Raw genomic sequence first — 25129 nt, 5'->3', positions numbered from 1 at the left:
CATTTATTTTCGCTTTTCGGCTTTAATCATATTCTCAATTCCTTTGATTAAGGCATCCGGATTGAATGAAATACTGTCAATTCTTTGTGCAATCAAGAATTCTGCAAAATCAGGGGTATCACTTGGTGCTTGACCGCAAAGCCCAATTTTTTTTCCCTTGGATTTGACTTTTCGAATTACCTCAGCAATCATCCATTTTACAGCAGGATTATTTTCGTCAAAAAGATCACTTAATACTTCTGAATCTCTATCTACACCAAGAGTCAACTGCGTCAAATCATTAGAACCAATCGAAAATCCATCAAAAATATCTGCAAACTCTTCGGCTAAAACCACATTTGAAGGAATCTCAGCCATGACATAAATTTCTAAGCCTTTTTCTCCTTGCTTTAGGCCAAATTCTTTCATCAACTTGATCACACCCCGCCCTTCTTCAGGCGTCCGGCAAAAAGGAATCATGACTTTTAAATTATCCAACCCCATATCTTCCCTTACTCGCTTTACGGCCGTACATTCTAGCCTGAAGCCTTCCCGATATCGCTCGTGTCCATAGCGAGAAGCTCCTCTAAATCCCAGCATGGGATTTTCTTCTGCCAGCTCAAATTGTTTCCCCCCCAATAGATTGGAATATTCATTGGTTTTGAAATCACTCATTCTCAAAATCACATCTTTGGGATAAAATGCGGCAGCTATAGTCGCCACAGCATGAGTCAGCTTCTCAATGAAATATTCCCTTTTATCCCGATAAGCTAAACAAAGTGCATCGATTTGTTTTTTTTCCTCTTCATTTTCCAATTGATCATAATGAACCAAGGCCATGGGATGAATCCCAATATTCTTGGTAATCACAAACTCCATTCGAAGGAGTCCTACCCCTTGATTGGGAAAAAAAGAAAGATTAAAAGCTTTATCTGGGTCAGCTACTATGAACATGGGCTTTGTTTTAGGTAGAGTAATTCCTTTGAAATTATGCTCGGTAACTTTCCATTTCAATTCCCCCTGATAAACCCTCCCCGTATTCCCAACCGATGTATCAATGGTGACATAATCTCCATCCTTCAGTATTTGCAATGCATCCTCTGCGCCGACTATTGCCAAGGCGCCCATCTCCCGGGCTACAATAGCCGCATGACTGGTACGGCCTCCTTTGGATGTAATGATGGCTGCCGCCTTTTTCATAATGGGATCCCAATCGGGATTGGTGATTTCTGTTAAAAGAATTTCACCTTCCTTCAATTGATCGGCTTCTGTTGGGGAATTCAGGATTTTAATTTTTCCGGAGCTAATCCCATTTCCGATCGCAAACCCAGTAGTCAAGAGCTCTCCTTTCTCCAAAAGCTTAAACTCCTTCAAAGAGAATCGATCCTTGTCGGCATGAACCGTCTCAGGTCTTGCCTGCACAATAAATAATTGACCAGAAACCCCATCCTTGGCCCATTCAATATCCATAGGCACCCCATAGTGCTCTTCAATCTGCACAGCCCATTTAGCCAAAAGCTCGACTTCCTCATCAGGTAGTACCCAAGCTCTTTGCTTTTCGATACTCGTATCCAAATTGACTACGCCACCTTTTTTGGAATAAACCATCGTTTTAGCCTTTGAACCTAATTTTTTGGAAAGGATCGCTCTTTTCCCTTTTCCTAAACTTCGCTTAAATACTAAAAACTCATCCGGAATCACCGCACCTTGAACGATATTTTCTCCCAATCCCCAACAGCCAGTTGTCAATACCACATTTTCAAAACCCGATGCAGGGTCAATGGAAAAAGTTACCCCACTGCATGCCAAGTCAGCTCTTACCATCAACTGAATCCCGACAGAAAGTGCAATATCATGCTTATCAAAACCTTTGTCATGCCTATACTTTATTGCCCGAGCATTATACAGGGATGCAAAACAGAATCTGACTTTTTCGATCAACGCATCCTCGCCCTTGATATTGAGAAAAGAATCATGTAACCCCGCAAAACTCGCTCCTGGGAGGTCCTCTGCAGTAGCGCTACTTCTGACGGCTACCTCAATTTCTCTCCCCTCCTGAGTCGATAGATCATGATAATATTCCACAATTTGATTTGCCAACCGTTCGGGCATATTCCCTTGCAAAATCATTTTTTTGATGATCGTGGAAACTTGCTTTAGGTTTGAGAACTCTTCCAAATCTAGCTGTGCTAATTCCTCCTGAATTCCTACCCCAAGGTCATTTTCAATAATAAAAAAACGATAGGCATCTGCGCTCACTGCAAAACCATTGGGAATTGCAATTCCAAGTGGGGTTAATTTCTGATACATTTCACCCAGAGAGGCGTTTTTCCCTCCTACTTGAGAAACATCTCCAATTCCTATGGATTGAAAAGGAAGAATAAAATTTTCCATGATTGTGATCTTATAACCCAATCAATTTACGCCTTAAGTCCTAGATTAAGCTGTTCAAATTCTTGCTATAGGATTGATTTTTATCAGCTTTTTAAACTGCACCACTTATCCAAAACCAGATGGATAAAGATTTAAAAGCCCACATATTTCTTTACCTTAATTGTCTCTAAATCCAGTTCTATGAAAAATCTTGTCCAAATTTCCATCCTTCTTATATTCAGTTTCCCCGCCCTATCCCAAACCGATGCTCAAAAATTGCTTGAATTGGATTTAGCTTGGGAAAAGGCTCTCTTGACCTCAGATGTTTCATTTTTAGAGAATGTTTTGGCCGACGATTTCATTTGGGTACATGACCATGCAAGCCTGATCGACGGGAAAAAGGAAGTAGTCAATCAGGCCAAAAGAATTCAAAATGGACAAAAGCAAACTACACGGAATCGACTATCAAGCGATCAAAAAGTGATCATGCTGGGACAAACCGCCATTGTCACAGGCTTCACCCTCGTGGATCGTGGACCTAGTCCAACCACTTACAACTTTATGAGAACCTATGCCAAAATCGACGGAAAATTTAAACTTCTGGCAAACCATACCATGGCGATACCCAAGGAGTAAATTTTCTTACTACTTAACTGTTCCCAGAAAAATCAACAACTCACAGGTAAGCTTTAGTTGAAATCCTCCACTCTCATTCCTTTTCTAAAACTATCAAAGCCAAACATGGTTGGCTGATAATCGCCCACATAATCTACATTCATCTCTTCGGTTATCGATTCGGAAAGATTCAAAAGCCAGAATGAAGCATTAATGATCAAACGACGCAGGTCTTCACTTTCAAAATCCAATGAGGCGCCCATCGTAGAAGCAAAGGCCATCCCCTGCTTTCCTCCCTCGAGCTGATAGGGTTTAGTCCAGGCAATCGGCATCACGGCTTTTTCCCACATCAAAGGTGCACCTGAAGTCATTCCATCCGTGCTTTGACCATAGATCAAAATTTGAGCATCTGAGGGCAAATTCTTAATCCCATACACATCCGAAGGCCCCCAAATATCCTTCACTCCGCGAAGCACCGGATGATCATTCATTTGCTGAACACCATCCAACAAGGCCCGTGTTCCTTCTTTACCGTGGACGCCATGATGATTCACCCAAGTTTCTCCAAAAATCCGCTGTCCAAAACCCCGTTCCCATCCTTCAGTTTTACTCATCCAGTCCCATTTGGCAAAGGGAGAATTCTTATTTTTTTGATAGGCAAAAGCATGCGTGGAAGTTCGCAGGCCAATGATTGGTTTTCCGGACTTCAGAAAATTGTCAATATACTGAGCCTGCTCATCGGGTAATTCCCGAAAACGGATCAGCATAATCATCAAATCAGCTGTTTCCAGGTTTTCTAATCCCGGAATATTAGTTTGGTAATTGGGAACCACATCTCCTGTCTCCGGGTCAATTGGAAAAAGTACGGTGGTTTTAAACCCAAATCGATGGGCCAGAATTTTTCCCAGCATAGGCATGGATTCCTCTGAGCGATATTCATCATCTCCTGCGACGAGGACAATGTGTTTCCCCAAACCCGGTCCCTTATCTCCCTCAAATTGTAAATATTGTTGCCCGGAGACTAAAGAAGTCACCGAAACACAAAGGAATACGAGTAAAAACCTGATTGAAGAATCCATAGCTTATTTATTTTTTCTTAAACGCCTTTTTAATAAAATGAATAGGAATCCAGATGATCACCCCAACAGCGACCCCAATTACAAAATCCCTTACTATCCCAGGCCAAGTAGGGAAAAGATGATGGAAGAACTCAATTTTATGAACGAAAATCCCGCCAGAAACCAAAAACAGCGCAATCGTTCCGATAAATCCAATTACTCTTACCACATACGGAAGCCCTTTGACCATGGCCACACCAGCTTTGTTGGTAAAGCTGCTTTTATCCTCATTGAATGAAATCAACTTAAAGCCCATTTCATCCATCCGGACGATCAACGCCACCAAACCATACACACCCACAGTAGCTACTAAAGCGATCATGGTCACCACAAGTATCTGAGTCAAAATCGGCTCCTCCACGACTGTACCCAGCGTAATGATGATGATCTCGACCGAGAGAATAAAATCCGTGGTAATCGCCGATTTGATCTTCTTTTTTTCCAGCGCTAAAATCTCTTCTTTGCTCAACTCCGGATGTAATTGTGCTCGCTCTTTTTTCTCATGAGGGAGGATCAATTCCATGATTTTCTCGGCCCCCTCATAAGCCAGATACAATCCTCCAATTACCAAAATAATATCAACAGAAACAGGCAAAAATGCGCTCAGCAAAAAGGCCATGGGCAAAATGATCACCTTATTGATCAGCGATCCTTTGGTGATCGCCCAAAGTACGGGAAGTTCTCGATCTGGTAAAAAACCTGAGGCTTTTTCCGCATTCACGGCCAAATCATCTCCTAAAATCCCAGCCGTTTTCTTTGCTGCCACTTTGGTCATGGTAGCCACATCATCCATCAACGTGGCGACATCATCCAACAGTGCAAATAATCCTGAAGCCATAGTATAAATTTGAAAGATTTAATCTAAAATCTGAAAGTTTAATTGACGTGAACTTGGACTTTTCACAAAACGATTTACAAAATTAATAGCGAAAGATAAACCCTCCTTATTTAAGAGGCTTTCCCCACACCGAAAATCTGAATAAAATCTTCATCCTCAATTCCAGGCCACACCAATCGAACCGTCCAAGTTGCCTTTACCTATTTTTCGGCTCAAAAATCAATGGAAAAAATTTTCCTTGCATTCTCTCTCCTTTGGGAATCACAGGTACTCCCTCTAAAAGCGGCTCTTCAGTATTGGAAATGGTCCCATCCGCAAAGACATTCAACACAAAAGCTTTTCGTGATCTGTCGGAATAATTTGCAAAACTACCATGAACCAACAAAGGATGATGAAAAGCTGCATAACCCGCTTTTAGGGGAATCGCTACGGGTTTAAAATTAGCCTTTTGCTCTTCAGTCATCATCTCCATTAGACCATCCATCTCTCCTGCCAATGCCGGCTTTTCCAACAATCCCCAACGATGTGAACCCGGGACATACTGTAGACAACCATTTTCTTTGGTAGCATCGTCCAAACCACACCAGCAAGTTAAATGCTGCATCTCGATCGTCCGAGTCCAGTAGCTGTAATCCTGATGCCAGGCGACATTTCCCCCATGATGGGCCGGTTTGCAAAAAAGCTGATCATGCCAAAAACGAACCGCCCGGTCTCCCAACAGCTGGGATGCGACTATCCGAAAAGCCGGATTCCAAATTACATCGTGAAAAGCTTCCGCAATTCGCCAATGCCCCAAGGAATGAAAGAGCACCTTATTCGGATCACCGGATTCATTGCTGTGGAATTCATGAAACAAGTGATGGAGTGGATGCAGCGGGTCGATCACTTCATCAAGCGCTTTTTTCAGCGCATCGATTTGGACGTCGTCCAGGAGCTGAATTCCCGCCAAATACCCGTTCTCCTGAAAAAATTCGATTTGCTCTTTATTGAGTCGGTATTGATCCCAGTCTGAGTCGGATTTGGGTTGGGGAAATAAATCTGAAATCGGATAATGGAAATCAGCAAGGTCTTTCATGGGTTTAGTGCTAGTTGAGAGACAAAAAGATAGGAAAAATTGAAGGGAAATGGCAAGCTTATTTGATGGAGAGCCTGGTTTAAAATTTGAATTGTGATTTGGAATTAAACCTTAGTCGATTTTTAGCCTTAGTAATAATGTTTGTTCGTTTTCTTTTGCTTCCTCCAAAAGATTTCGTTGACCTGAATCCCATTCCGGCCAAAAATCATAGTTAGGAATAGCTTCTGGGGAAATTACAGCATATATATCTTCTGTATCGCTTTTGAACTCATCAAAGGCGAAATACCGATCTAAAATCTGATACTTTCCAGATACTTTTTCTTGGACAAAAAACCTTGTTTTTCCTTCCAGTGAAAATTGAAAAACCACAGATCGATCAGACTCATTGTATTTTTTGATTGATCCAAAAGCGGATTGGATTTGCTCGCTAAAAAAATCATGATAATACTTCTTTGCTTGATCAGCTTTAATTTGATCAGTGGGAAAATTGTATTTGCCAAAATCAAACTGTTTTTTCAATAGCAAAGAATCCTCGGTGATTTGATAGACTTCATTGGCAAATCGGGTACAGATAAACAGTGAATTAGCGCTGCGAAAAAAGATATCTTCCATAAAAACAAGTTGATGTTTTTCCAGCTCATGGAGCGGAAAATAAACTTCCTTAAACAGTTTACGCTGAATACGAGACCATAAGATCACTGGAGCAGGATTCCGATGATCTAGGGTATTCAAAGCAATCAGGTCTTCATTTAGATAATTGAAATATTGAAAACTTGATAGACCTTCGAGGGAAAACTCATCCAATAACGTAAAATCTGAATCATAAACAATCAATACGCCATCAGGAGATAGAACCTCCAAATTGCCATTAAATGGATTGATATTAAAATCTGAAATGGCCAAATATTCTCCAGGCCCTTCTCCAAAAGCATCCAGTTTGTTGCAAAATTTACCTTTTTTATCAAAAACAAAAATCACAGCAGATGACCGGTCTAATACAAAATAATGAGAATCAGTGACGAGTAATTTATCCATTTCTACTAATTGTGCCTCTGGATGAAGTTCTAATGGAATTATTTCAAATTCTCTAAAAACGTCATTCAGGTTTTCGGTATGCGGGGATTCGAGATTGACTTTCTCTATAAAAATATTTTCTCCATCACGACAGGAAGAAAGAAAAAACAACACAATAAAAAAACTGTAAAAGGGACTCTTCATATTGTTAAAAAACTATTCGAAAGTAACATACAAAATTCTCAAACATAATAAATTAGATTTTGAATTCTTCTAACCTCTTTTAAATTGAGGGAGTAGTTGAAAATTAACTTTAAACTACATTTTAATTGGAGCATTTTTACTGCCTGTGATATATAGAAAAGAATAAAAGTCGAGAAGATAGCTAGGTAAAATTCATCATTCTACCTAGCCAATACCTAGCCTAGAGAAGGAGAAGCTTCACAAGTTCCATGGAGATATGGGTCGCAGTAATCTTCCATATACCCAGTAAATTCACATCTTTGACATGTAGCTGGTCCGTAGGGACCCGGTACATTATAAAATGTCTTTAAAACATGACAACTCCCACCAACTTTATCTGGTCCAGGACAAACTATTTGTGCATTAGCCTCACTTACCAATTGAACGGAATAAAAATCTCCATTCCCACTTCCTAGGTCTACTCCTAGCATAGCCACAAAACAGAGGGATAGGCCACCCACTAGTTGAATCAATCGTTTTTTCATCTTGTTTTTGGTTTTTGGTTAAAATTGTATCAATAGTAGATCTTCCAATATTAAAAACCAAATTTTACATCCTGTTGAATATCGCTGAATATCAGTCAATTGTATTATTTCAAAATTAAGAAAAAAAAATAATATTTCGCCCCCCCTAATAAATTCTTTAATTCTCCAAAGATTCGTAGTACTGAAAACTAAATCACCAACTAATCGATCGAATATCAATTTTTTAGCTTTTTTTCAAAAATCTACGCTTCTAAGATTCCAACCGGGCCAGTCTTTCCAGTAAAGGGGGATGGGAATAATTGACAAAAACATACCATGGATGAGGATTGATCGTACTCAGCGTTTTAACAGATAGGGTTTTAAGCGCCTCTGCAAGTGGCTTACCCGCAAACGTTTCTTTGGCAAATTCATCCGCCTCAAATTCATGCTTTCGGCTTAGCCAATTCATCCCAATTCCAATCACCATCGAAATCGGCGTGAACAGCATCGTAAATCCAATAATATTCAACTGCGCAGACCATTCTTCCCCACCCAAAGCCAGGCTCATCGTCTCGCTGAAAATAAATTGCGACAGCAAAAAAAGTAATAATCCCACTTGAAGTACGGAGGTAATCATTCCCAGCACAATATGTTTTTTCTTGTAATGTCCCACTTCATGTGCCAAGACAGCAACCAACTCCTCGGGAGGATGCTGATCCAAGAGCGTGTCATAAAGCACCACTTTTTTTCGCTTTCCAAAGCCAGAAAAGAAAGCATTTGCCTTAGCCGAACGCTTGCTTCCATCCATCACCAAAATATTATCGAGTGGAAAATTTACCGATCGGGCATAGTGAATAATCCGATGCTTGAGTTCCCCCTCCTCCAAAGGAGTGAGTTTATTGAAAAGCGGCAAAATCCATGCGGTGTAAAATAAATTGACCACCACCATAAATACCGAGGCAATGATCCAAAATATCCACCAAAAATGGGCTCCCATCTGATGAATCAGCCAGAGAAATAGAACCAGCAAGCCACCACCTACCAGAATACTCAATACATAGCCTTTTATTTTATCGCCAAAAAAAGTTCGAACCGTGGTTTTATTGAACCCGTATTTTTCCTCTATCACAAAGGTCCCATAATAATCAAAAGGCAGACTCAATAGGTCCGAACCGATAAATATGACGGCGAAAAACACCACTGATTGAAAAAGCGGGCTGGGGACGAATGTTCCAATCCAGCTATCGATCATTCCAAACCAACCGTTCCAAATAAACAAGATGGTCAAAACGAAAGAAAAAATACCCGAATACAATCCAAAGCGATAATTTTCAAGTTGATAGGCTTTCGATTCGTTTAATTTTTGGAAAGTGAGGTATTCTATGAGCGTATCAGGCACCTGAGGTACAGGGCGTTTGACATTGAGATAGCTGAGAATTTTCTCTACCAAAAAGCCAAAAACTACCACTCCTATTACTAGGTGCTTTAAACTTTCTGCGGACATGTAAGTAGATTAAAATTTTGGACAAGGTAGGATGGTGTCTCTTCGGAGTGGCTTACCTTGATAGCTATTGGGAAGTGTCCAGGAGAGGCTTAATTCATGGGCGCCTCCGGACTGAATCCCCAATTGAGAGACCGTATAGTCAAAACTGTACCCCACATTCAAGCCACTTATCAGATTTACACCTACCATCATTACAACAGCATCCCGGTTGCTTTGGTTATTCACCGGCTTGTAAGGAAGTCCTCGATACCACAATCCCAATACCAAAGGTTCCACATAAAAGTATCCTCCTACATCCAATTGTTCAAAAGGCCCCTGTCGCTTGTAATTGATGGTAGGCGTGAAATAACGCTGCTTACGGATGTGGGTAAAATCTCCTCTCAAAGCCCCTTCCCCGAGTGGAATCCGATAACCTGCATGTACAGAATATTTGGCGGGAAGTGGACTTATTCCATCAATAAATGATTGATTGGGTTCATTGACATGATGGGCTGAAAGACCGATCCAAAGATTCTCTGTAAAAAAGAGGCCTCCAAAAGAAAGCGATAGCATCCCTATCGGATCACCAAGTCCAGGAATATCGGTTCCGGGAAGGGTTGGACCAAATGGATCTGATTCATTAATCTGATTGGCAAAAATCAGATTTTCGTAAAAACCAATTTCTCTTCGAATGTAACTCGCTTGGAAACCCGGTCGGAAATAGGAGTTATCCCCAAGTTTCAATTCATAAGAGAACATTCCCGAAATCGTGGTAGATCGTAATTTGGCAGCTCCTTCGGTATCCTGCATCACATGAAATCCTACTCCAGCATTGTATTCCGGAAGGTAAGTGTCGTAAAACGCCGAGAATGTCGTAAACTGGGCATCGATACTCGGCCATTGATTTCGGTAATTAAATCCCACTCGCCCAGTCAACTCTCCTCCAGCCATTGCGGGATTGAGGTACAAAGGGGCGGCATAATATTGGCTATATTGCGGGTCCTGCGCCTGCAGACTTGAGAAAGGCAAAAAGCCCAAAATCAGAAAAAAAACAATTAATAGCGAAGACCGTAACAAGGATTTGTTCGTTTATTTGAATAATCAATCAGCATCTAAAACGTTTTTGCCTCCAGCATGTTTTAGATAGCAGTTGGAAAAATATGAAAAGCAAATTGCATTCCATACTTATACGCCTTTTTTTCACAGTTTTAAGCTCATTTTTATGGGTTGGAACTGCAATTTCTGTATACCCCCAAGGCTTCAATGACAACGAGTGGATTTTTGGATACTGCGAATCTGGGGGCGATAACAATTATCTTTCTTTTGGAAAAGGAACTACTGCTACGGTTCAAACTCTACCCGATGGAATTATTTTGGACGCTCAAAGTAACACTGTTGCCATTGATCCCATCTCCGGACAGCCCCTATTCTATTCCAACGGTTCCTTAGTTTACGACTACAATGGAAACGTCATCCAAGGGCAAGTAGGAAACCTCAATGGCCCGATGGACAGCCGGCAGCAAGTTGCCACCGGGTTTTTAGAATATGAACCGGAAGGTGAAAAGCTGTTTTATTTGTTCTATGTCTCTCCTGGAGGACAGCTGCTTTACACCCAAATTGATATGAATGCACCCGGTCAGGCTACTGGCAACGAGCCTCCGCTAGGTGAAATCACCGAACAAGATCAAACCATAGGAAATGCACAGGGAGCTATTTTGGTCGTCAAAACTCCATCTTCTCCATCCTACTTAATCAACTTTGACGGGGGCCAATTAATTTCCAGAAGACTGGAAACCACAGCGGGCGATTTTACACAGACCGACACAGAAACGATCACATTCACCCCAAAAGCAATTCTTTTTGATCCTGACTTAGAGAAATTGATCCTTATTCCAGAAAATCCAAATGAGGATATTTTGGTATTGGACTTTGATGCGGCATCTGGGAACTTTGGCTCAGCCGAGGCAATCAGTCAATCCGGTGGATCGGAGCCTATCCAAGGGGCGAGTTTTTCTCCTGATGGCAATTTCATTTATTTTTCAAAAGGAAATCAGCTCTTTCGGGTTCCAAGTAATGATTTGGGGTCCACACCAGAGGAAATCTCCTTGGATCCACAACCGTCCTCTATTTATGACTTGAAATTTGGTCCGGATGGACAGCTCTATTATATCTACGAGGAAACGAACGGAGGACCGCAACTTATCGGTCGGGTAACTAATCCTGAAGAGGAGGATTTGACTTTGATTAATGTGGACGAAGATCCCTTTATGGGAACTGACTTTTGCGGTACGGTATTTCCGACTTTTGGGCCTAATGCGGATATTTCGGCCAGCGTGGAGTTCACTTGGCAACCTGAAGAACCTTGCGCCAACAATCCCATTCAGCTCACTAGCGAAATTACCCCAGAAAATTACCGTCCGGTTTCATTTAATTGGGAATTCAGCCCACCGCTGACCGATTCAGATGGAAATCCTGTTCCAGCCGATTACACACAAGAGCATTTTTTGGTTCCCGCTGATGCGGCTACCGGCCAAAACATCACTGTGACTCTCACCGTGGAATTTGCCGATGGAAGCACCCGTACGGCTACTAATTCGATTACGCTGACAGAGAATAATTTGGAGGCCAATTTTACACCGCAAGACACGACCATCTGTGAAGGTCAATGTGTGGATATCGGAGCCTTACTTGAAGCACAAAACACTGCTGGTCAACAAGACGGAGAAGCTCCTCCAACTGGGGGCGGAGATAATTACGAATATTTTTGGTCTAATTATAAAGAAGAGGGTTGGACCAGTCGCCAAGAAAATGAAGTTTGCCTACCGGGCACCTATTGGGCACTGGTCAGAGAGCCGGGGTCCAGCTGTTATGCCTATGCCGAAATCAACGTCAAAGTATGGGACCTTCAGGACCAAAGTAATGGGATCTGGTATTTTGGAGATGGAGCGGGGCTAAACTTCAATCCAGACCCTGATGACCCCAATGCCCCCACCCCCAGGCCTATTGAAAATCCGCATCCTCAAAATATTCCGGCTGGAACGACAACCATAACGGATGCCGGAGGTGAAGTTTTGTTTTTTACCGACGGGGAATCAGTTTGGGACCTGAATGGTCAACTCATGGCAAATGGGGAGGATATAGGAGGAAGCAATGAGGCGAGTCAATCAGTCATTGCGATTGGAGTACCCAATGAGCAAACCTTATTTTATTTGTTTACCACGCAGACCTCCGCTGATGGAAATAACGAGGTCAAGTACTCGTTAGTAGATATTAAATCTGAAAACCCTACAGGTGTTGGCAATGTAGTTTCAAAGGACAATTTCCTCTTTAGCCCTTCGACAGAGCAATCTGCTGCCTTTGCAAATGGTGATACCACGTGGGTTGTTTTTCATGAATTGGGAAACAATACCTTTCGGGCCTACCCCGTTTCTCAGGAAGGCATTGGCCAGCCCGTATTAAGCTCTGTAGGAAGCAATCACGGATTTAACTCCGGGGTTGGATCTATGAAATTTAGCCCAGAAGGAGATCAATTGGCCGTAACCATTTCCGAAGGAGGGTGCAATCGTCTCGAAATTTTTGATTTTGACGCAGATACCGGAGAATTCACTGAGTATGCTTTATTGGATTTGGGGTGTGATGGGGATGTGTATGGTTTAGAATTTTCCGATAGTGGAGAAAAGATTTTTGTCTCCTATCGAAATGGAGGCCCTGGAATAGAAGAATTTACGATCAAACCGGTAGAGAACGACGATCCGGATGCGACAAGTTGTCCAGCCTGTTTTGACAATGCGGATACTGCTGATCAACGAGAAAGCTGTATTCTCTCGACCCGAAACGCAATCAGCGGGACCGGTTCGTTGGATTTGGGGGCCTTGCAAATTGGGCCCGACGGAAATGTCTATGCCGCAGTAGTCGGTTCCAATCAAATCGGTCAAATTGCTGTCGGATCGGGCTGTAATTCCTCGAGCACATTTAATCAGGATTCGGTAGAACCTATGCCGGGCACAACTAATTTGGGTTTACCTTCTTTCGCACAAAATAGTGGATCCTCGATTCCAGAACCCTCTTTAGTTGCTCCAGAACGACTATGTTTAGATCCAGAGGATGGGGCTACAGCCACCATTGAAGGAGGAGGCGAACCAGATATTGACAGTTATTTTTGGACCATTACACGCGATGATGGGACCCTAATCCTAGATAATTTCGGAGGACCCGGAGATCAATTCCAAAATCTGGACCAAATCTTTGATGAGCCGGGAATTTACACCGTCAATCTCAATGTGACCCGATGTGCCACAGCGGATTATTTTGATGAAGACATCCAAATCGAAGTGGTCGCTCCTCCGACTTTAACCTTGGAATCGGATGTAACCTTATGCGCAGAGGAGCCGGTTACTTTGACGGCCATCGAAGGATATGATCCAGCCGAAGGACTGTATGATTTTCAGTGGACCAATGCCGCGGGACAGGTTTTGGGAGATGAAAATTCAAATTCCATTACCGTAGATGAAGAAAGCATCTACCGTGTTTCAGTTTCTTACCGCTTGCCTGAAGGGTTAACAGCGGAAGAAGCGTTACTTTTTGAAATTTGCCCCGCTGAAGCGGAAGTTTTTGTTGGTCCGGCATTCGAATTTGACATCAATCAAGATGCACAGGAAGTTTGTTTTGAAGAAACTTTGGTCACTTTCGCACCCGACACTCCCTTGAGTGGACAGTGGGAATATGAGCGAAACCAAGATGGAAACCGAGTAAGTTTGGGTGAGTTTTTCGAATTGGAACTTTGGGTGAATAACCTTCCCGGCCCTGGAGATTATGACATCTATTTCTTGGCTGAAGATCCCATTTTAGCAGGTTGTACGATTGAAAAAAGAATGGAATTGCGGGTAAATGAACTGCCTTCGCTGAGCACTAGTTCTACCAGCCCAGCTACGGATTGTGCCACAGCTGATGGAAGTTTTGAAATAGAAATGCAGGCCGATGCCGATGAGGTATTAATTGTGGAAACAGGAGTCACCTTCACCAATGTGACCGCAGGCCAATTAATCCCAGTTACGGGCTTGCTACCGGGAAATTACACGATCCAAGCCAGTAATTCGGCTGGATGTACCTTTACCTCGACTGGATCAGTAGAAAACCTCAATCCTCCCTCCGACTTTGAGTTTACCGTCACCGCAATCGACGAAACTTGCGATGCGAATGGAGTTGCCTCAGGTGCTCTTCAGCTTGATTTTACAGCTGGGATTCCGGTTTCAGGTACGGTAGAAATTCTAAGTCAAGGGGACGGACAGGGATACACTGTGGGCTTCAGTGGTCAAACGACCCTTCAAGTTCCAGTTCCCGATGGAAGCTACACAGTGGAAGTAATTGCTTCAGGATGTCCAATTCCTGATCCCGACACCTATGCAGTGGGAGATATTCAGCCTGTTCAGTTTTCTGTGCCCCTTCAACTTGAAGCATGCGAAAGTTTTACCTTTTCACCGACATTTGAAGACGGTGATTTGATTTTCGAATTGACTTTCGAAAACGGCAGTATCATCAATCCTGTAGATGCTTCGAGATGGGAATATACCTTGACCCAAAGCGGAGAATATTCGATGATGGCAATTGATCCTGACGGGTTGGATTGTCCTAGGGAGCGAACCTTCACCTTGACTATTACGGGTCCGTTGGACTACCAGGTCTCCAATCCAATTGTAGATTGCCAAGAAGGCATTCGCTATGAAGCCATTCTTACCAATGCGACCCCAGATGAAGTCACCTTCCTTTGGAGAGACAATTTGGGTGTAATAGTTGGCAGGAGACAATCCTTTACTCCACCTACCGAAGGGGATTATACCCTAGAAGTTCAGCGAAATACGGGAGGGTTATGTACGAGTCCTGAGATTCCATTTTCTGCAATTACCTTGACCGAGGAGGTTGAAGTGAGTTTGGATTTAGTGCCCTTCTGCGGAGATTTAGAGTCCACTACACTAACGGTGGACGCGGAGTTGAATACCGTTGTTGGAATCGAGTGGTACCGGGTCCAAGCTGGCACGAGAACACGGATTTTTGAATGGGATGGTTTACCCATTGTTCAAGTGGAAGATGAGGGCACCTATGAAGTGGTTTTGCGAAGCCAAGCGGGATGTGATATCGGAAGAGCAAATACCACCGTAATCCAATCGACCATCATTCCTCCAATTGTGCCCGATGATTTTACGATTTGTGCCATTGAAGGGGTAACCCAAAGTATTGATCCGGGAGAATATGACAATTATTCTTGGCTACTCAATGGCCAAGAAGTATCACAAGATGCCATTTTCACTCCTACAGAGCCGGGTCTTTACCAACTTCGGGTATCGGATAATATTGGCTGTGAATACGTAGAGACTTTTGAAGTGTTTGAAGATTGTAACTTAAAGGTAAGCTTCCCAACCGGAGTAGTTTTAAATGACCCCAATCGAAATTTTATTCTCTACGCCAATGAATACATCGATGAAGCGGAAGTGTTTATTTTCAATCGATGGGGTGAGTTAATCTTTCATTGCGATCATGAAAACCTGGAACCTGCTCAGCCATTTTGCCCCTGGGATGGACAGTATAATGGAAATTTTGTCCCCAACGGAACATATGCCGTCGTGGTGAAGTTTACCAGTAGAGATCAAAACAAAACCGAACAAATCACCTCTGCAATAACTATTATTCAGTAATGCTTATTTTATTATCACCAGCTAAAACTTTAGATTACAGTACACCTGATTTTCAAGAACATAGCCAACCCGAATTTACCTCTGATATCAAGTCATTGATCTCGGTAATGAAGAAAAAATCTGCCCAAGAGATCGCCGATTTAATGCATGTAAGCGAAAATCTAGCTCAACTCAATGAAGAGCGGTACAAGACTTTCCAAAAAGATTTTACTCCTGAAAATTCAAAACAAGCCTTATTAGCTTTTAAAGGGGATGTCTATACCAAAATTGATGTGGACACCTTTACGGAGGAAGATTTTGAGTTTGCTCAAAAGCATCTACGAATACTCTCTGGTTTGTATGGATTATTAAAACCTCTGGATTTAATCCAACCTTATCGACTTGAAATGGGCACCCGATTGGAGACCAAAAAAGGAAAGAATCTTTACGAGTATTGGGGACAAAAAATTGCAAAAGCCATAGATAAAGTTGCCCAAAACCAAACGGTTGTGAATCTTGCTTCTCAAGAATATTTTAAAGCCGTAGATCAAAAAGCTCTTAAAGCGCCGATACTAACGATTCAATTCAAAGAATATAAAAGCGGAAAGTATCAAATTGTAGGATTCTTTGCCAAGCAGGCTCGAGGAATGATGGCTAACTACGCCATTAAAAACAAAATCACGAGTCCAGAAAAACTAAAATTATTTAATGAAACTGGCTATGAATTTGCGGAACAACTCAGTTCCGAATCAGAATGGGTGTTTGTACGGTAAAAAACCACTTTGCTAAGCCTAAAAATGCATTAAAATAGTACTCAATCCTATTCATGCTTTTTAGGGAGCGCTTTTTATCGTAGCTTAGAGGCCTGATTTTCAAGTTTTTTTCAGGTGGAGAAACGAGTAAGTTGTAAGAAAAATACAATCCTTTTGCGAGGAGGTTTAGGAGTACTAATTTTACTCTGTACCTCCTTGCTATTTTTTGGAATTTCAGCCAAAACATCATTCATTTTTTCATCCAATCAACCTTTTAATAATTCAATTATTGATGGCCCGGAGCGATTATGCGCCGTATTTGGGAGTGTGATCGGAACCTATACTGGTTTGGGAGAGGAAGGAGACGTCTTCCAATGGGAAATTACCGAACCAGATGGGAATATCTTATTTTCCCGAACGGGAGGATTTGAAACTATTTCGGAAACTTTTTCCAAGATAGGAACGCATCAAATCAGTTTAAGAATTCTTCGGGGAAATGTAGAAATCGCAAATGAGACCAAATCGATTGAAGTCTTGCCCGGGCCTACATTGGCACTTGAAGAATCCTACCTAGTCTGTAATGGTGCGGATTTAACGATTTCTGCTTTGGATCCAGGGACTTTAAATTTTGGGGATTATGTGTTTGAGTGGAAAAATGAATCCGGGGATGTCCTAGGAACAGGTAATGAAATCAACGTAAATCAACCTGGAAGGTATCGTGTCGAATTTTATTTTGTGAATTCACAAGGAGAAAATGAATGTGTTACAGAGCTCTCGACCTCTGTCTTAGATCTTAATTCATTCAGTATAAGCCCAGCTCAATCCGAGGTTTGCACCACCCAATTTATTGAATTTGAATCTAATCCCAATCTTGTGGGGAATTGGTATGTACAAAAGGTAGGAGAAACTACTCGTGACTTTTTGGGAACAGGTTCAAATTTTTCGCTTTTCCCCAGCAGGGATCTTTCCGAAACTGGTGATTATACCATGATCTTTCAGATCCCCAATGCCAACAACCCGAGTTGTATCCCAGAGGTCACTGCAGAATTCACTTATAACCCAGAACCGAGAATTGAATTTTTCGAAGCATTTGGAGCCAGTGATTGCGCTGTGGAGGATGGAACTTTACGGATCAGAGCCTTAACTGATGTAGATCGGATTTCTATAGATTCGTTAGGAATTAGTTTAGGCCCGTTCAATGCCGGACAAATCGTAGATTTTCCCGGATTAAAATCCGGAGCTTATTCGCTTAGCACAGCACTTGGATCCTGCACTTTTTCGATTGGTTCGGTCGTTCCTTTGGATAACCCAATCCCGGAATTAGAATTTGAACTATCAGAAATTTTACCTGAAACTTGTACTGAAACTGGCAAATTACCGGGTAGTTTCACCATAGTTCTTCCCAATGGACCAACTACAGCAGGTTTTCAAGTTTTAAATGAACGTGGAGTTCCTGTTATTTCCAGAGACACCACAGCGTTGAATGATACCATTTTCATAGAATTACCCGGGGGCGTGTATTTCTTCGAAATTTTTGATGATAACGACTGTTCGCTTCCAAAAAGTGAAGAAATCGAAATCCCAGGTCTCAACCAAGTGAGTTTCTCGGTCCCAGCTACTATTAATGTTTGTCAAAGCTTTGAATTATTCCCGACAACAAATCAAGCTTTAGAATTTTTACTTACTGATCCAGATGGAGTTGAAACAATTTTTGAAGCTGGAGATCCAGGCTTACTCGATAAAACAGGAACCTACACCATAGTAGGACGAATACCCGGACAGGACGTATTGTGCCCTTTTATCAGGGAAATCAAGGTCAACCTGGTTGATCCTATCGATTTTGAACCCAAATTAATCCAAGAAGACTGTTTTGGAAATCGGGTATTTGAAGCCGATATTTTCGGAGTTGATCCGAGTACGGCCATTTTCACTTGGTATAATGAAAATGATGAAGTGGTGGGCAATGGCCAATTTCTTTTCCCCACTTCCACCGGCGAGTTTAAGCTTGATGTTCAGCCGGCTAATGCACAAGCCTGCCCGATTCTTCCAAAAAGTTTCTTGATTGAAGAACCGGTATTGAGTGTGGATGTGACCCTCACTCAAACCAAACTTTGTGAATTTGGACCGGAGGCAATAGTCAGATTGGAATCTACTTTTCCGGATGCGGTAACCGATATAGAGTGGAGAAGATTTAATGAAGATGGAACGATTGAAGAATTGCCGGAATTTGATGATTTAAAAGAATTTCAAACACGTATTGCAGGAACTTATGAGGCTTCTCTTTTCCGTTTTATTCCTGGAATCAGCTTGGAAGAATGTGAGTTGGGAAGGGAAACCATCCAACTGGATTTGATTCCTAACAAGGTTTTGTTTGATATCCCAAGCGAATTAACCGTATGTGAACGCTTTGAATTGACTCCTCAAACCAGCGAATCTCTTGACTTTACAGTGACTGATCCAACAGGGAACATCCAATCAGGATCAACAGGCGATCCTTTTACGCTAGACCAAGAAGGAACTTATACCTTTTTGGCTTTTGATACTTATCCCAATTCGACGATTTGCCCTGAACAAAAACAACTTATCGTCACACTTACCAGTCCAGCTGATTTTGAACCGGTTATGTTATCAGAAGACTGTAATGGTTTAAAAACATACCAAGCTCAGGTCACTAATTATCAACCAGATGAAGTAAACTATTTTTGGTATGATGCCAACGGAAATCAAATCGGAGATGAAGAATTTCTGGATTTCACTACCTATGGTGACTTTTCACTGGAAGTACAGCCCCGAGGTTCCACCTTATGCCAATCCACCCAGCCCATTAATTTCACAGTTGAAGAACCTATCTTAAGTGTAGCAGTCGAGCTCATCACCGAGCCCCTTTGCCCGGATGAAGCATCCACGGTTCTTACCCTAATGGCGGACCAATCCGAAATTAGTGAAATTGAGTGGTGGTTTACCGACTTGAATGGAAACCAGACAGAATTAGTAAGCAATAGAGGTTTTACAGAAATTTTAGCTTTTGAAGAAGGAACCTATGAGGTCCGTGTTTTTAATGCGATTCCTTGCCTTCTTGGTTCTGATCAAGCGCTGATTCTACGAAGCCAGGATACGGTGAGACCTGAGGTACAGGAAAGCTATCAAGTCTGTGAGGAATACGAAATCGGACCGACGATCAACCCGGGAAGTTTTGCCAGTTATGAATGGTATTTGGGAGAAGAGCTTGTCTCAACAAGTCCTACCTTCAAGCCAATTCGAGCAGGAAATTACACCTTAACGGTTTACAGTCTTGAAGGCTGCGCCTATCAAACTGAATTTTCAACCGAAGAAGAATGCGAGCTGAGAGTGGCGGTTCCTACTGCCATTCTTCCCGGTGATCCTGATCGGGAATTTTTGGTCTATACCAATTATTTAATTGATGAACTTGAAGTATTTGTCTTTAATCAATGGGGTCAATTAATTTTTTATTGTGAAAACTCCAATCTCATTTCTGAGGAATCGACCTGTGAATGGGATGGTTATTTTGATGGGGAAAAAATCCCCAATGGATCGTATTCAGTTCGAATTAATTTCAGAAATATAGAGAAAAATATACGTGGGGAATACCTCGGATCGATATTGGTCGTCGAATAAACGGAACAGTCATCGTTTTCGGAATTTTGGAATGTTTTTTGACAAATCGTGATATACCCTAATACCTAAAATCCTAACCCAAACCATTCACCGATTTGTCCGCCAAAGCTCAATTTTCATTTTGGAAGATTGGGATTTTCCTGATGTATAGTTTTTGCCTCCTTACGATCAGCCTTTCGAAAGAAAAATATGAGGGTAAAGTAGCAACCTTTCAGCTCCCCAACTCGATAATTGCCGAACCACAACTTGTAGGTCCTGATAATTTATGCATTATTTTTGGCCAAGTGGTCGGCAGTTATAGCGCAGGGGGCAATCCGGGAGATGTATACACCTGGAAGGTAACTGATCCTAGTGGAAATGTATTATTTGAGGATACTGCTGGGGATCAATTGGAATCTGTAGATGTCGTTTTTTCTGCCCCAGGGAATTATACGGTCAGTCTCCAAGTGAGAAGAGGCACAAATTCTAATTATTTTCAAGACTCAAAAGTTGTCACTATTCAAAATGGTCCAGAATTAGATTTAAAGCCGGATTATTTACTCTGTGCAGGAGCAGCCACCCTACTCAGAGCTTTGGAACCCAGCACCTCAAATTTATCCGATTATACAATCGAATGGAGCGATGTAGAGGGGAATTTATTGGGGACTGGGAATGAATTTCTCACCTCCTCGGCTGGTTTTCATTTGGTGAAGATTTCTCTTGCTTCCAACACCGGAACCTCAGGATGTGAAATAAATGCATCGACATTTGTAGGACCGCCAGTTGACTTTAAAATCATCCCATCAGCCACTTCTATCTGTGAGGGTGGATCAATTCAAATCGGACTGGACACTCCCCTTTCAGGCGATTGGTTGATCCAGAAAGGCCTTGATGGAACTCCAAGTTTACAAGATCAAGGTTTTGAACTAACCCTTCGTTCTGAGGAACTAGCAGGACCTGGTCGATATTTTGTAACCTTTCAAACTACCACTGAAGAATTTCCAGACTGCATATCAGAGCGGACCATCGAATTTGAACTTTTAGAAGCTCCACAAGTCAATGTGGTGATTCTTGAAGAGCCCGATGATTGTTTGGCTTCGAATGGAGCTTTTCAGGTAACCATTAACTCTAACCTGGAGGAGTTCTCGATTCCTGAATTGAACTTTACACAAGGACCGGTTACAGTTGGGCAATCATTTAATTTTACTGATTTAGACCCAAACATTTACTCTATCGTCTTATCCCAGGCCACATGCCAAACGACTACTTTGGTGAAGTTAGACGCTAAAGACCCACCTGTAACCTCGAATCCACCCGATCAAAACCGCCCCTCCATTCAAGTGTCTTCTGAATCCTGTGGGTCCAACGGAACCATCTTAGGTTTAGCTGAAATTGATTTTGGGACAACCATTTCAGAGGGTAGTTACCGCTTGATGGCATCTGAAAAGGGAGAGGTGGCATCGGGACCTATCCCTTCTGATGGAAGGATGGAATTGGAATTACCGAGTGGTTCCTACCTACTTTTAGTGCTCATCGAGGGCTGCTCTTATCCAGTAGAAACGTTCACGGTAGATGAGTCGCCCCAAGTTAACTTTACCATTCCGGAAAATCTTAACGTCTGTGAATCTTTTGAACTTGAACCAAATACAGAACAAACTCTTCAGTTTACTTTGTCATATCCTGACGGAACTGAAGAAACACGCAATGCAGGTCAACCTTTCACTCTGACAGAGGCTGGAACCTATACTCTATTTGGACAGGGAACAGGATCAGATGCAGGACTTTGTCCCAAAACCACCACATTTACCGCTACGCTTTCTTCGGCAATATCCTTTGAACCGATATTGGCCATTGAGAAATGCTTTGACCCGATCAAATATGAAATCAATCTCCAAGGGATTGACTATGAAGATGCCAGTATTCGATGGTACAATGATCAAGGAGAAATTGTCGGTAGAGCAAAAGAATTTTACCCAAGTTCCCTAGGCAATTATTCACTTCTTGTTCAGCCTCTCGAAAGTGGGTTTTGCCCGGTTGATCCGGTGATCTTTGAGGTTGAGGCCCCGATCATCCCTGTTTCGATGGAACTGATCGCTTCAAAAATTTGCCCTGCCCCCGATGTCACCAGGGTTAAGTTAGAAACTGAGGAAGAAAAAGTTCAAACCACCGAGTGGATTTACTTTGATTCCTTAGATAATCGCCAGGATCTGGTAGAATTAAACGGTCTTTTCGAAATCGAGGTTAATTTGCCTGGCACATATGAAGTAGTTGCTTTTAATGAGTTAGGTTGTGAAATAGGCAGAAGCCTCATCGAAGTGGAACGAAGTACACTTCTCAGTCCACCTCAACTAGATGAGCAATATGCAATTTGCTCTAAAGAAAACAACCTCTCAGGAATTGACCCGGGAGAATATGCGACCTATGAGTGGTATTATGAAGAGGAGCTGGTATCTACTTCCTCTCGGTACAAACCCACTCAAGTAGGAAACTACCAACTCTTGGTCACCACTGAGGACGGATGTTCATTTTCTGATACATTTACCACCTTTGACGCTTGTGATTTCCAAGTAATTTTTCCCAATGCAATGATTCTAGGAGATCCAAATCGCGATTTTCAAGTGATCGTTTCAGAGGGGGTGTCCGAAGCCCAACTTTTCATACTCAACCGTCAAGGAGCCTTGATTCACGAAGGAAAGACCGCGGAGATCACCCCAAATTCACCAATATTAAACTGGGATGGAAGGATGCAAAATGGTGAATCCGTTCCCTTAGGGACCTATGTTGTCGTTTTAGTTTTACGAAACCCCATTTATGGATTTGAGGAAAAGCTAACCGGTTCATTAATCGTTATTGAATAGCCTGATTTCAACTTTTTTTATTATCGGAAAAGTCTGTATCCAATATTTTTCCTATTTTCAGCTGTTTCAATCACAGCTTTAAAAACTCTTAATCCAAAATAACCTATTCTATGACGCAAGCTATCAATCGAACAGCGCTATTCAATGCGAGTTGTTTAGCCCTCATTACCACTGCTTTTACCTTTGCGATTCGTGCAGGAATTCTCCCCCAATTGGGTGAAGATTTCGGACTTTCTGCCTCACAACTGGGTTTTATTAACTCGATGTGGTTCTTAGGATTTCCTATCTCAATGATTTTGGGAGGGATTTTCTATCATTCAGTAGGGCCAAAAATCATCATGAATATCGCCTTTGTTACACACACAATCGGGATATTAATGACAGTTTTCGCTGATGGATATACCACACTATTGATTTCAACCTTATTTATCGGATTTGGTAATGGTTGTACAGAAGCAGCCTGTAACCCAATGATAGCCGATATGTATACTGGGGTGAAAATGAATAAAATGCTTAATCGTTTCCATATGTGGTTTCCAGGTGGAATCGTTTTAGGTTCATTGATTTCCAAATTTATGACAGACGCCGGGTTTGGATGGCAAGCCCAAATCTGGATCATGATGATTCCGACCATCGCTTATGCCGTTATTTTCTTTGGAAAAGTTTTTCCTAAACCTTCTGTAGAGGGGGTAACCTCGCTTTCCAGTAACTTCAAGGCAATGCTAAGTCCAGTTTTCATCTTCCTATTCATCTGTATGTCGATCACAGCCATCACAGAGTTTGGTACACAACAATGGGCTAATGTAGTTTTAGGGAATTCCGGAGCGAGTGGAATGCTAATCTTAGCCCTTACTACCGGTGTTATGGCCGTTGCTAGATTTTTCGCAGGACCTGTAGTAGCCAAACTAGGTCAGACCGGTGTACTGCTGGGAGGAGCAATTTTTGCAACTGTGGGTGTCTATTTATTCTCAGTAGTTACGGGCCCTATGGCTTACGCTGCAGCAATCATTTTCGCCTTAGGAGTAGCTTATTTCTGGCCTGTCATGGTTGGAGCGGTTGCCCAAAGAGTTCCATTGAGTGGTGCTCTGGGAATGTCAATAATTGGAGGAGTAGGCATGTTTTCTACAGCAATTTGGCAGCCGATCATTGGAGGATGGATTGATTCGGCCCGAGCCAGCAATCTAGCCGAAGGATTGGAAGGAGCAGCTCTTGAGTTAGCAACAGGTCAGGAAACGTTGCTTAAACTGACGACTTTCCCAGCCATATTAATTGTGCTGTTTATCATCTTCTTTATTTGGCAGAAAAATATCAAGTCCACAAAAATAGTCTCCGCACACTAAACAAAATCAAATAAGCTGTCAGATAATCTGGCAGCTTTTTTTTTAATTCCCTCCACAGGAAAAGCTTTCATAATCTTCTCTAAAAAGAGACCAAAGTTTCCCTTCTTCATCTCGATAGGTAATGGCTTCGGTTCGAATAGTTACTTCAATACTGTAGGGAGTCTCAACCAGTGATCCATCAGACAAAACAATACTGCACGGCCCATCAAATCGCTGAATGTCTTTCAATCCGATATCCTGAAGCCAACTTTCGCAGGAGCTCATGGTAAGCAAAATTAATAGGACTGAAAATCGAATTACCTTCATTTCACTTCGTTAAGATTAGAAAAGTACGCACAAAGTCCACAAAAAAAAAGGCCTACGTTTAGTTGATACTACTAACTTTTTGAAATCCTGACCTGAGTAAGCGAGAGCTTAAAGCTGAACCTTTCTTTTTATTTATCCTCGAAAGGGATACAAGAAAAGAATTAGAATCCTTCCAAGACAGTTAAGTTTTTCCGGCCCTTTTCCGCGAAAACAGATATTCAGACCTTAATCCAACTTTTTAACCCCTAAAAATAAAAAAAGCTCAACCAAACAGTTGAGCTATGTGACCTCGTCAGGATTCAAACCTGAAACCTCCTGAGCCGTAATCAGGTGCTCTATTCAGTTGAGCTACGAAGCCATTTGAGATTGCAAAGGTACCCAAAATTCA

General features: G+C 42.0%; 14 protein-coding genes and 1 tRNA gene. 6 read left to right on the top strand and 9 right to left on the bottom strand.

The genetic code is table 11. The features are described 5' to 3' along the window. Window positions 1-3: 3 nt before the first annotated feature. Window positions 4-2373, bottom strand: coding sequence for a phosphoenolpyruvate synthase (gene ppsA, locus Q0L00_RS03120; RefSeq protein WP_297335405.1), 2370 nt, complete (start codon window positions 2371-2373; stop codon window positions 4-6). Window positions 2374-2553: 180 nt separating this feature from the next. On the opposite strand from ppsA, the gene Q0L00_RS03115 reads away from it, so the two are divergent. Continuing rightward, on the top strand, window positions 2554-2988 hold the full coding sequence (locus Q0L00_RS03115) for a nuclear transport factor 2 family protein (protein ID WP_297335404.1): 435 nt from the start codon (window positions 2554-2556) through the stop codon (window positions 2986-2988). Between the two features lie 53 nt (window positions 2989-3041). Here Q0L00_RS03115 and Q0L00_RS03110 read toward each other — a convergent pair whose 3' ends face one another. From Q0L00_RS03110 to Q0L00_RS03085, 6 genes are all read right to left on the bottom strand, one after another. Then, on the bottom strand, window positions 3042-4046 hold the full coding sequence (locus Q0L00_RS03110; protein ID WP_297335403.1) for a ThuA domain-containing protein: 1005 nt from the start codon (window positions 4044-4046) through the stop codon (window positions 3042-3044). A 7-nt stretch (window positions 4047-4053) separates the two neighbouring features. After that, window positions 4054-4923, bottom strand: a complete 870-nt coding sequence (locus tag Q0L00_RS03105) for a DUF808 domain-containing protein (protein WP_297335402.1) — start codon at window positions 4921-4923, stop codon at window positions 4054-4056. 196 nt (window positions 4924-5119) lie between these two features. After that, window positions 5120-5998 carry a phytanoyl-CoA dioxygenase family protein gene (locus tag Q0L00_RS03100; protein WP_297335401.1) on the bottom strand — a complete coding sequence of 293 codons (879 nt, stop codon included), beginning with the start codon at window positions 5996-5998 and terminating at the stop codon, window positions 5120-5122. Between the two features lie 111 nt (window positions 5999-6109). Continuing rightward, window positions 6110-7216, bottom strand: a complete 1107-nt coding sequence (locus tag Q0L00_RS03095; RefSeq protein WP_297335400.1) for a 6-bladed beta-propeller — start codon at window positions 7214-7216, stop codon at window positions 6110-6112. 774 nt (window positions 7217-7990) lie between these two features. Then, window positions 7991-9223: a M48 family metallopeptidase gene (locus Q0L00_RS03090; protein ID WP_297335399.1), complete on the bottom strand. Its 1233-nt coding sequence runs from the start codon at window positions 9221-9223 to the stop codon at window positions 7991-7993. A 9-nt stretch (window positions 9224-9232) separates the two neighbouring features. After that, window positions 9233-10258, bottom strand: a complete 1026-nt coding sequence (locus Q0L00_RS03085) for a type IX secretion system membrane protein PorP/SprF (protein WP_297335496.1) — start codon at window positions 10256-10258, stop codon at window positions 9233-9235. A 104-nt stretch (window positions 10259-10362) separates the two neighbouring features. Here Q0L00_RS03085 and Q0L00_RS03080 point away from each other — a divergent pair, with 104 nt between their 5' ends. The 5 genes from Q0L00_RS03080 to Q0L00_RS03060 all read left to right on the top strand — a co-directional run bounded on the left by Q0L00_RS03080 (window position 10363) and on the right by Q0L00_RS03060 (window position 24435). Further along, window positions 10363-15891, top strand: coding sequence for a gliding motility-associated C-terminal domain-containing protein (locus Q0L00_RS03080; protein WP_297335398.1), 5529 nt, complete (start codon window positions 10363-10365; stop codon window positions 15889-15891). Then, window positions 15891-16643: a peroxide stress protein YaaA gene (gene yaaA / locus Q0L00_RS03075; RefSeq protein WP_297335397.1), complete on the top strand. Its 753-nt coding sequence runs from the start codon at window positions 15891-15893 to the stop codon at window positions 16641-16643. Before Q0L00_RS03080 ends, yaaA begins: the two co-directional genes overlap by 1 nt. A gap of 114 nt (window positions 16644-16757) precedes the next feature. Beyond that, entirely contained in the window at window positions 16758-20258 is a 3501-nt protein-coding gene (locus tag Q0L00_RS03070; protein ID WP_297335396.1) for a hypothetical protein, read from the top strand. Window positions 20259-20353: 95 nt separating this feature from the next. Further along, entirely contained in the window at window positions 20354-23095 is a 2742-nt protein-coding gene (locus Q0L00_RS03065; protein WP_297335395.1) for a hypothetical protein, read from the top strand. Between the two features lie 110 nt (window positions 23096-23205). Continuing rightward, on the top strand, window positions 23206-24435 hold the full coding sequence (locus tag Q0L00_RS03060; RefSeq protein ID WP_297335394.1) for an MFS transporter: 1230 nt from the start codon (window positions 23206-23208) through the stop codon (window positions 24433-24435). A gap of 42 nt (window positions 24436-24477) precedes the next feature. On the opposite strand, the gene Q0L00_RS03055 is transcribed toward Q0L00_RS03060, so the two are convergent. After that, complete coding sequence (locus tag Q0L00_RS03055; RefSeq protein ID WP_297335393.1) at window positions 24478-24741, bottom strand: hypothetical protein; 264 nt, start codon at window positions 24739-24741, stop codon at window positions 24478-24480. Window positions 24742-25025: 284 nt separating this feature from the next. Beyond that, window positions 25026-25099, bottom strand: a tRNA-Arg gene (locus tag Q0L00_RS03050). Window positions 25100-25129 lie beyond the last annotated feature (30 nt).

Source organism: Algoriphagus sp., from assembly GCF_024305035.1.
Taxonomy (GTDB): domain Bacteria; phylum Bacteroidota; class Bacteroidia; order Cytophagales; family Cyclobacteriaceae; genus Algoriphagus.
Note: the sequence above shows the minus strand (reverse complement) of the source record. Positions and strands in the feature narration are given on the sequence as shown.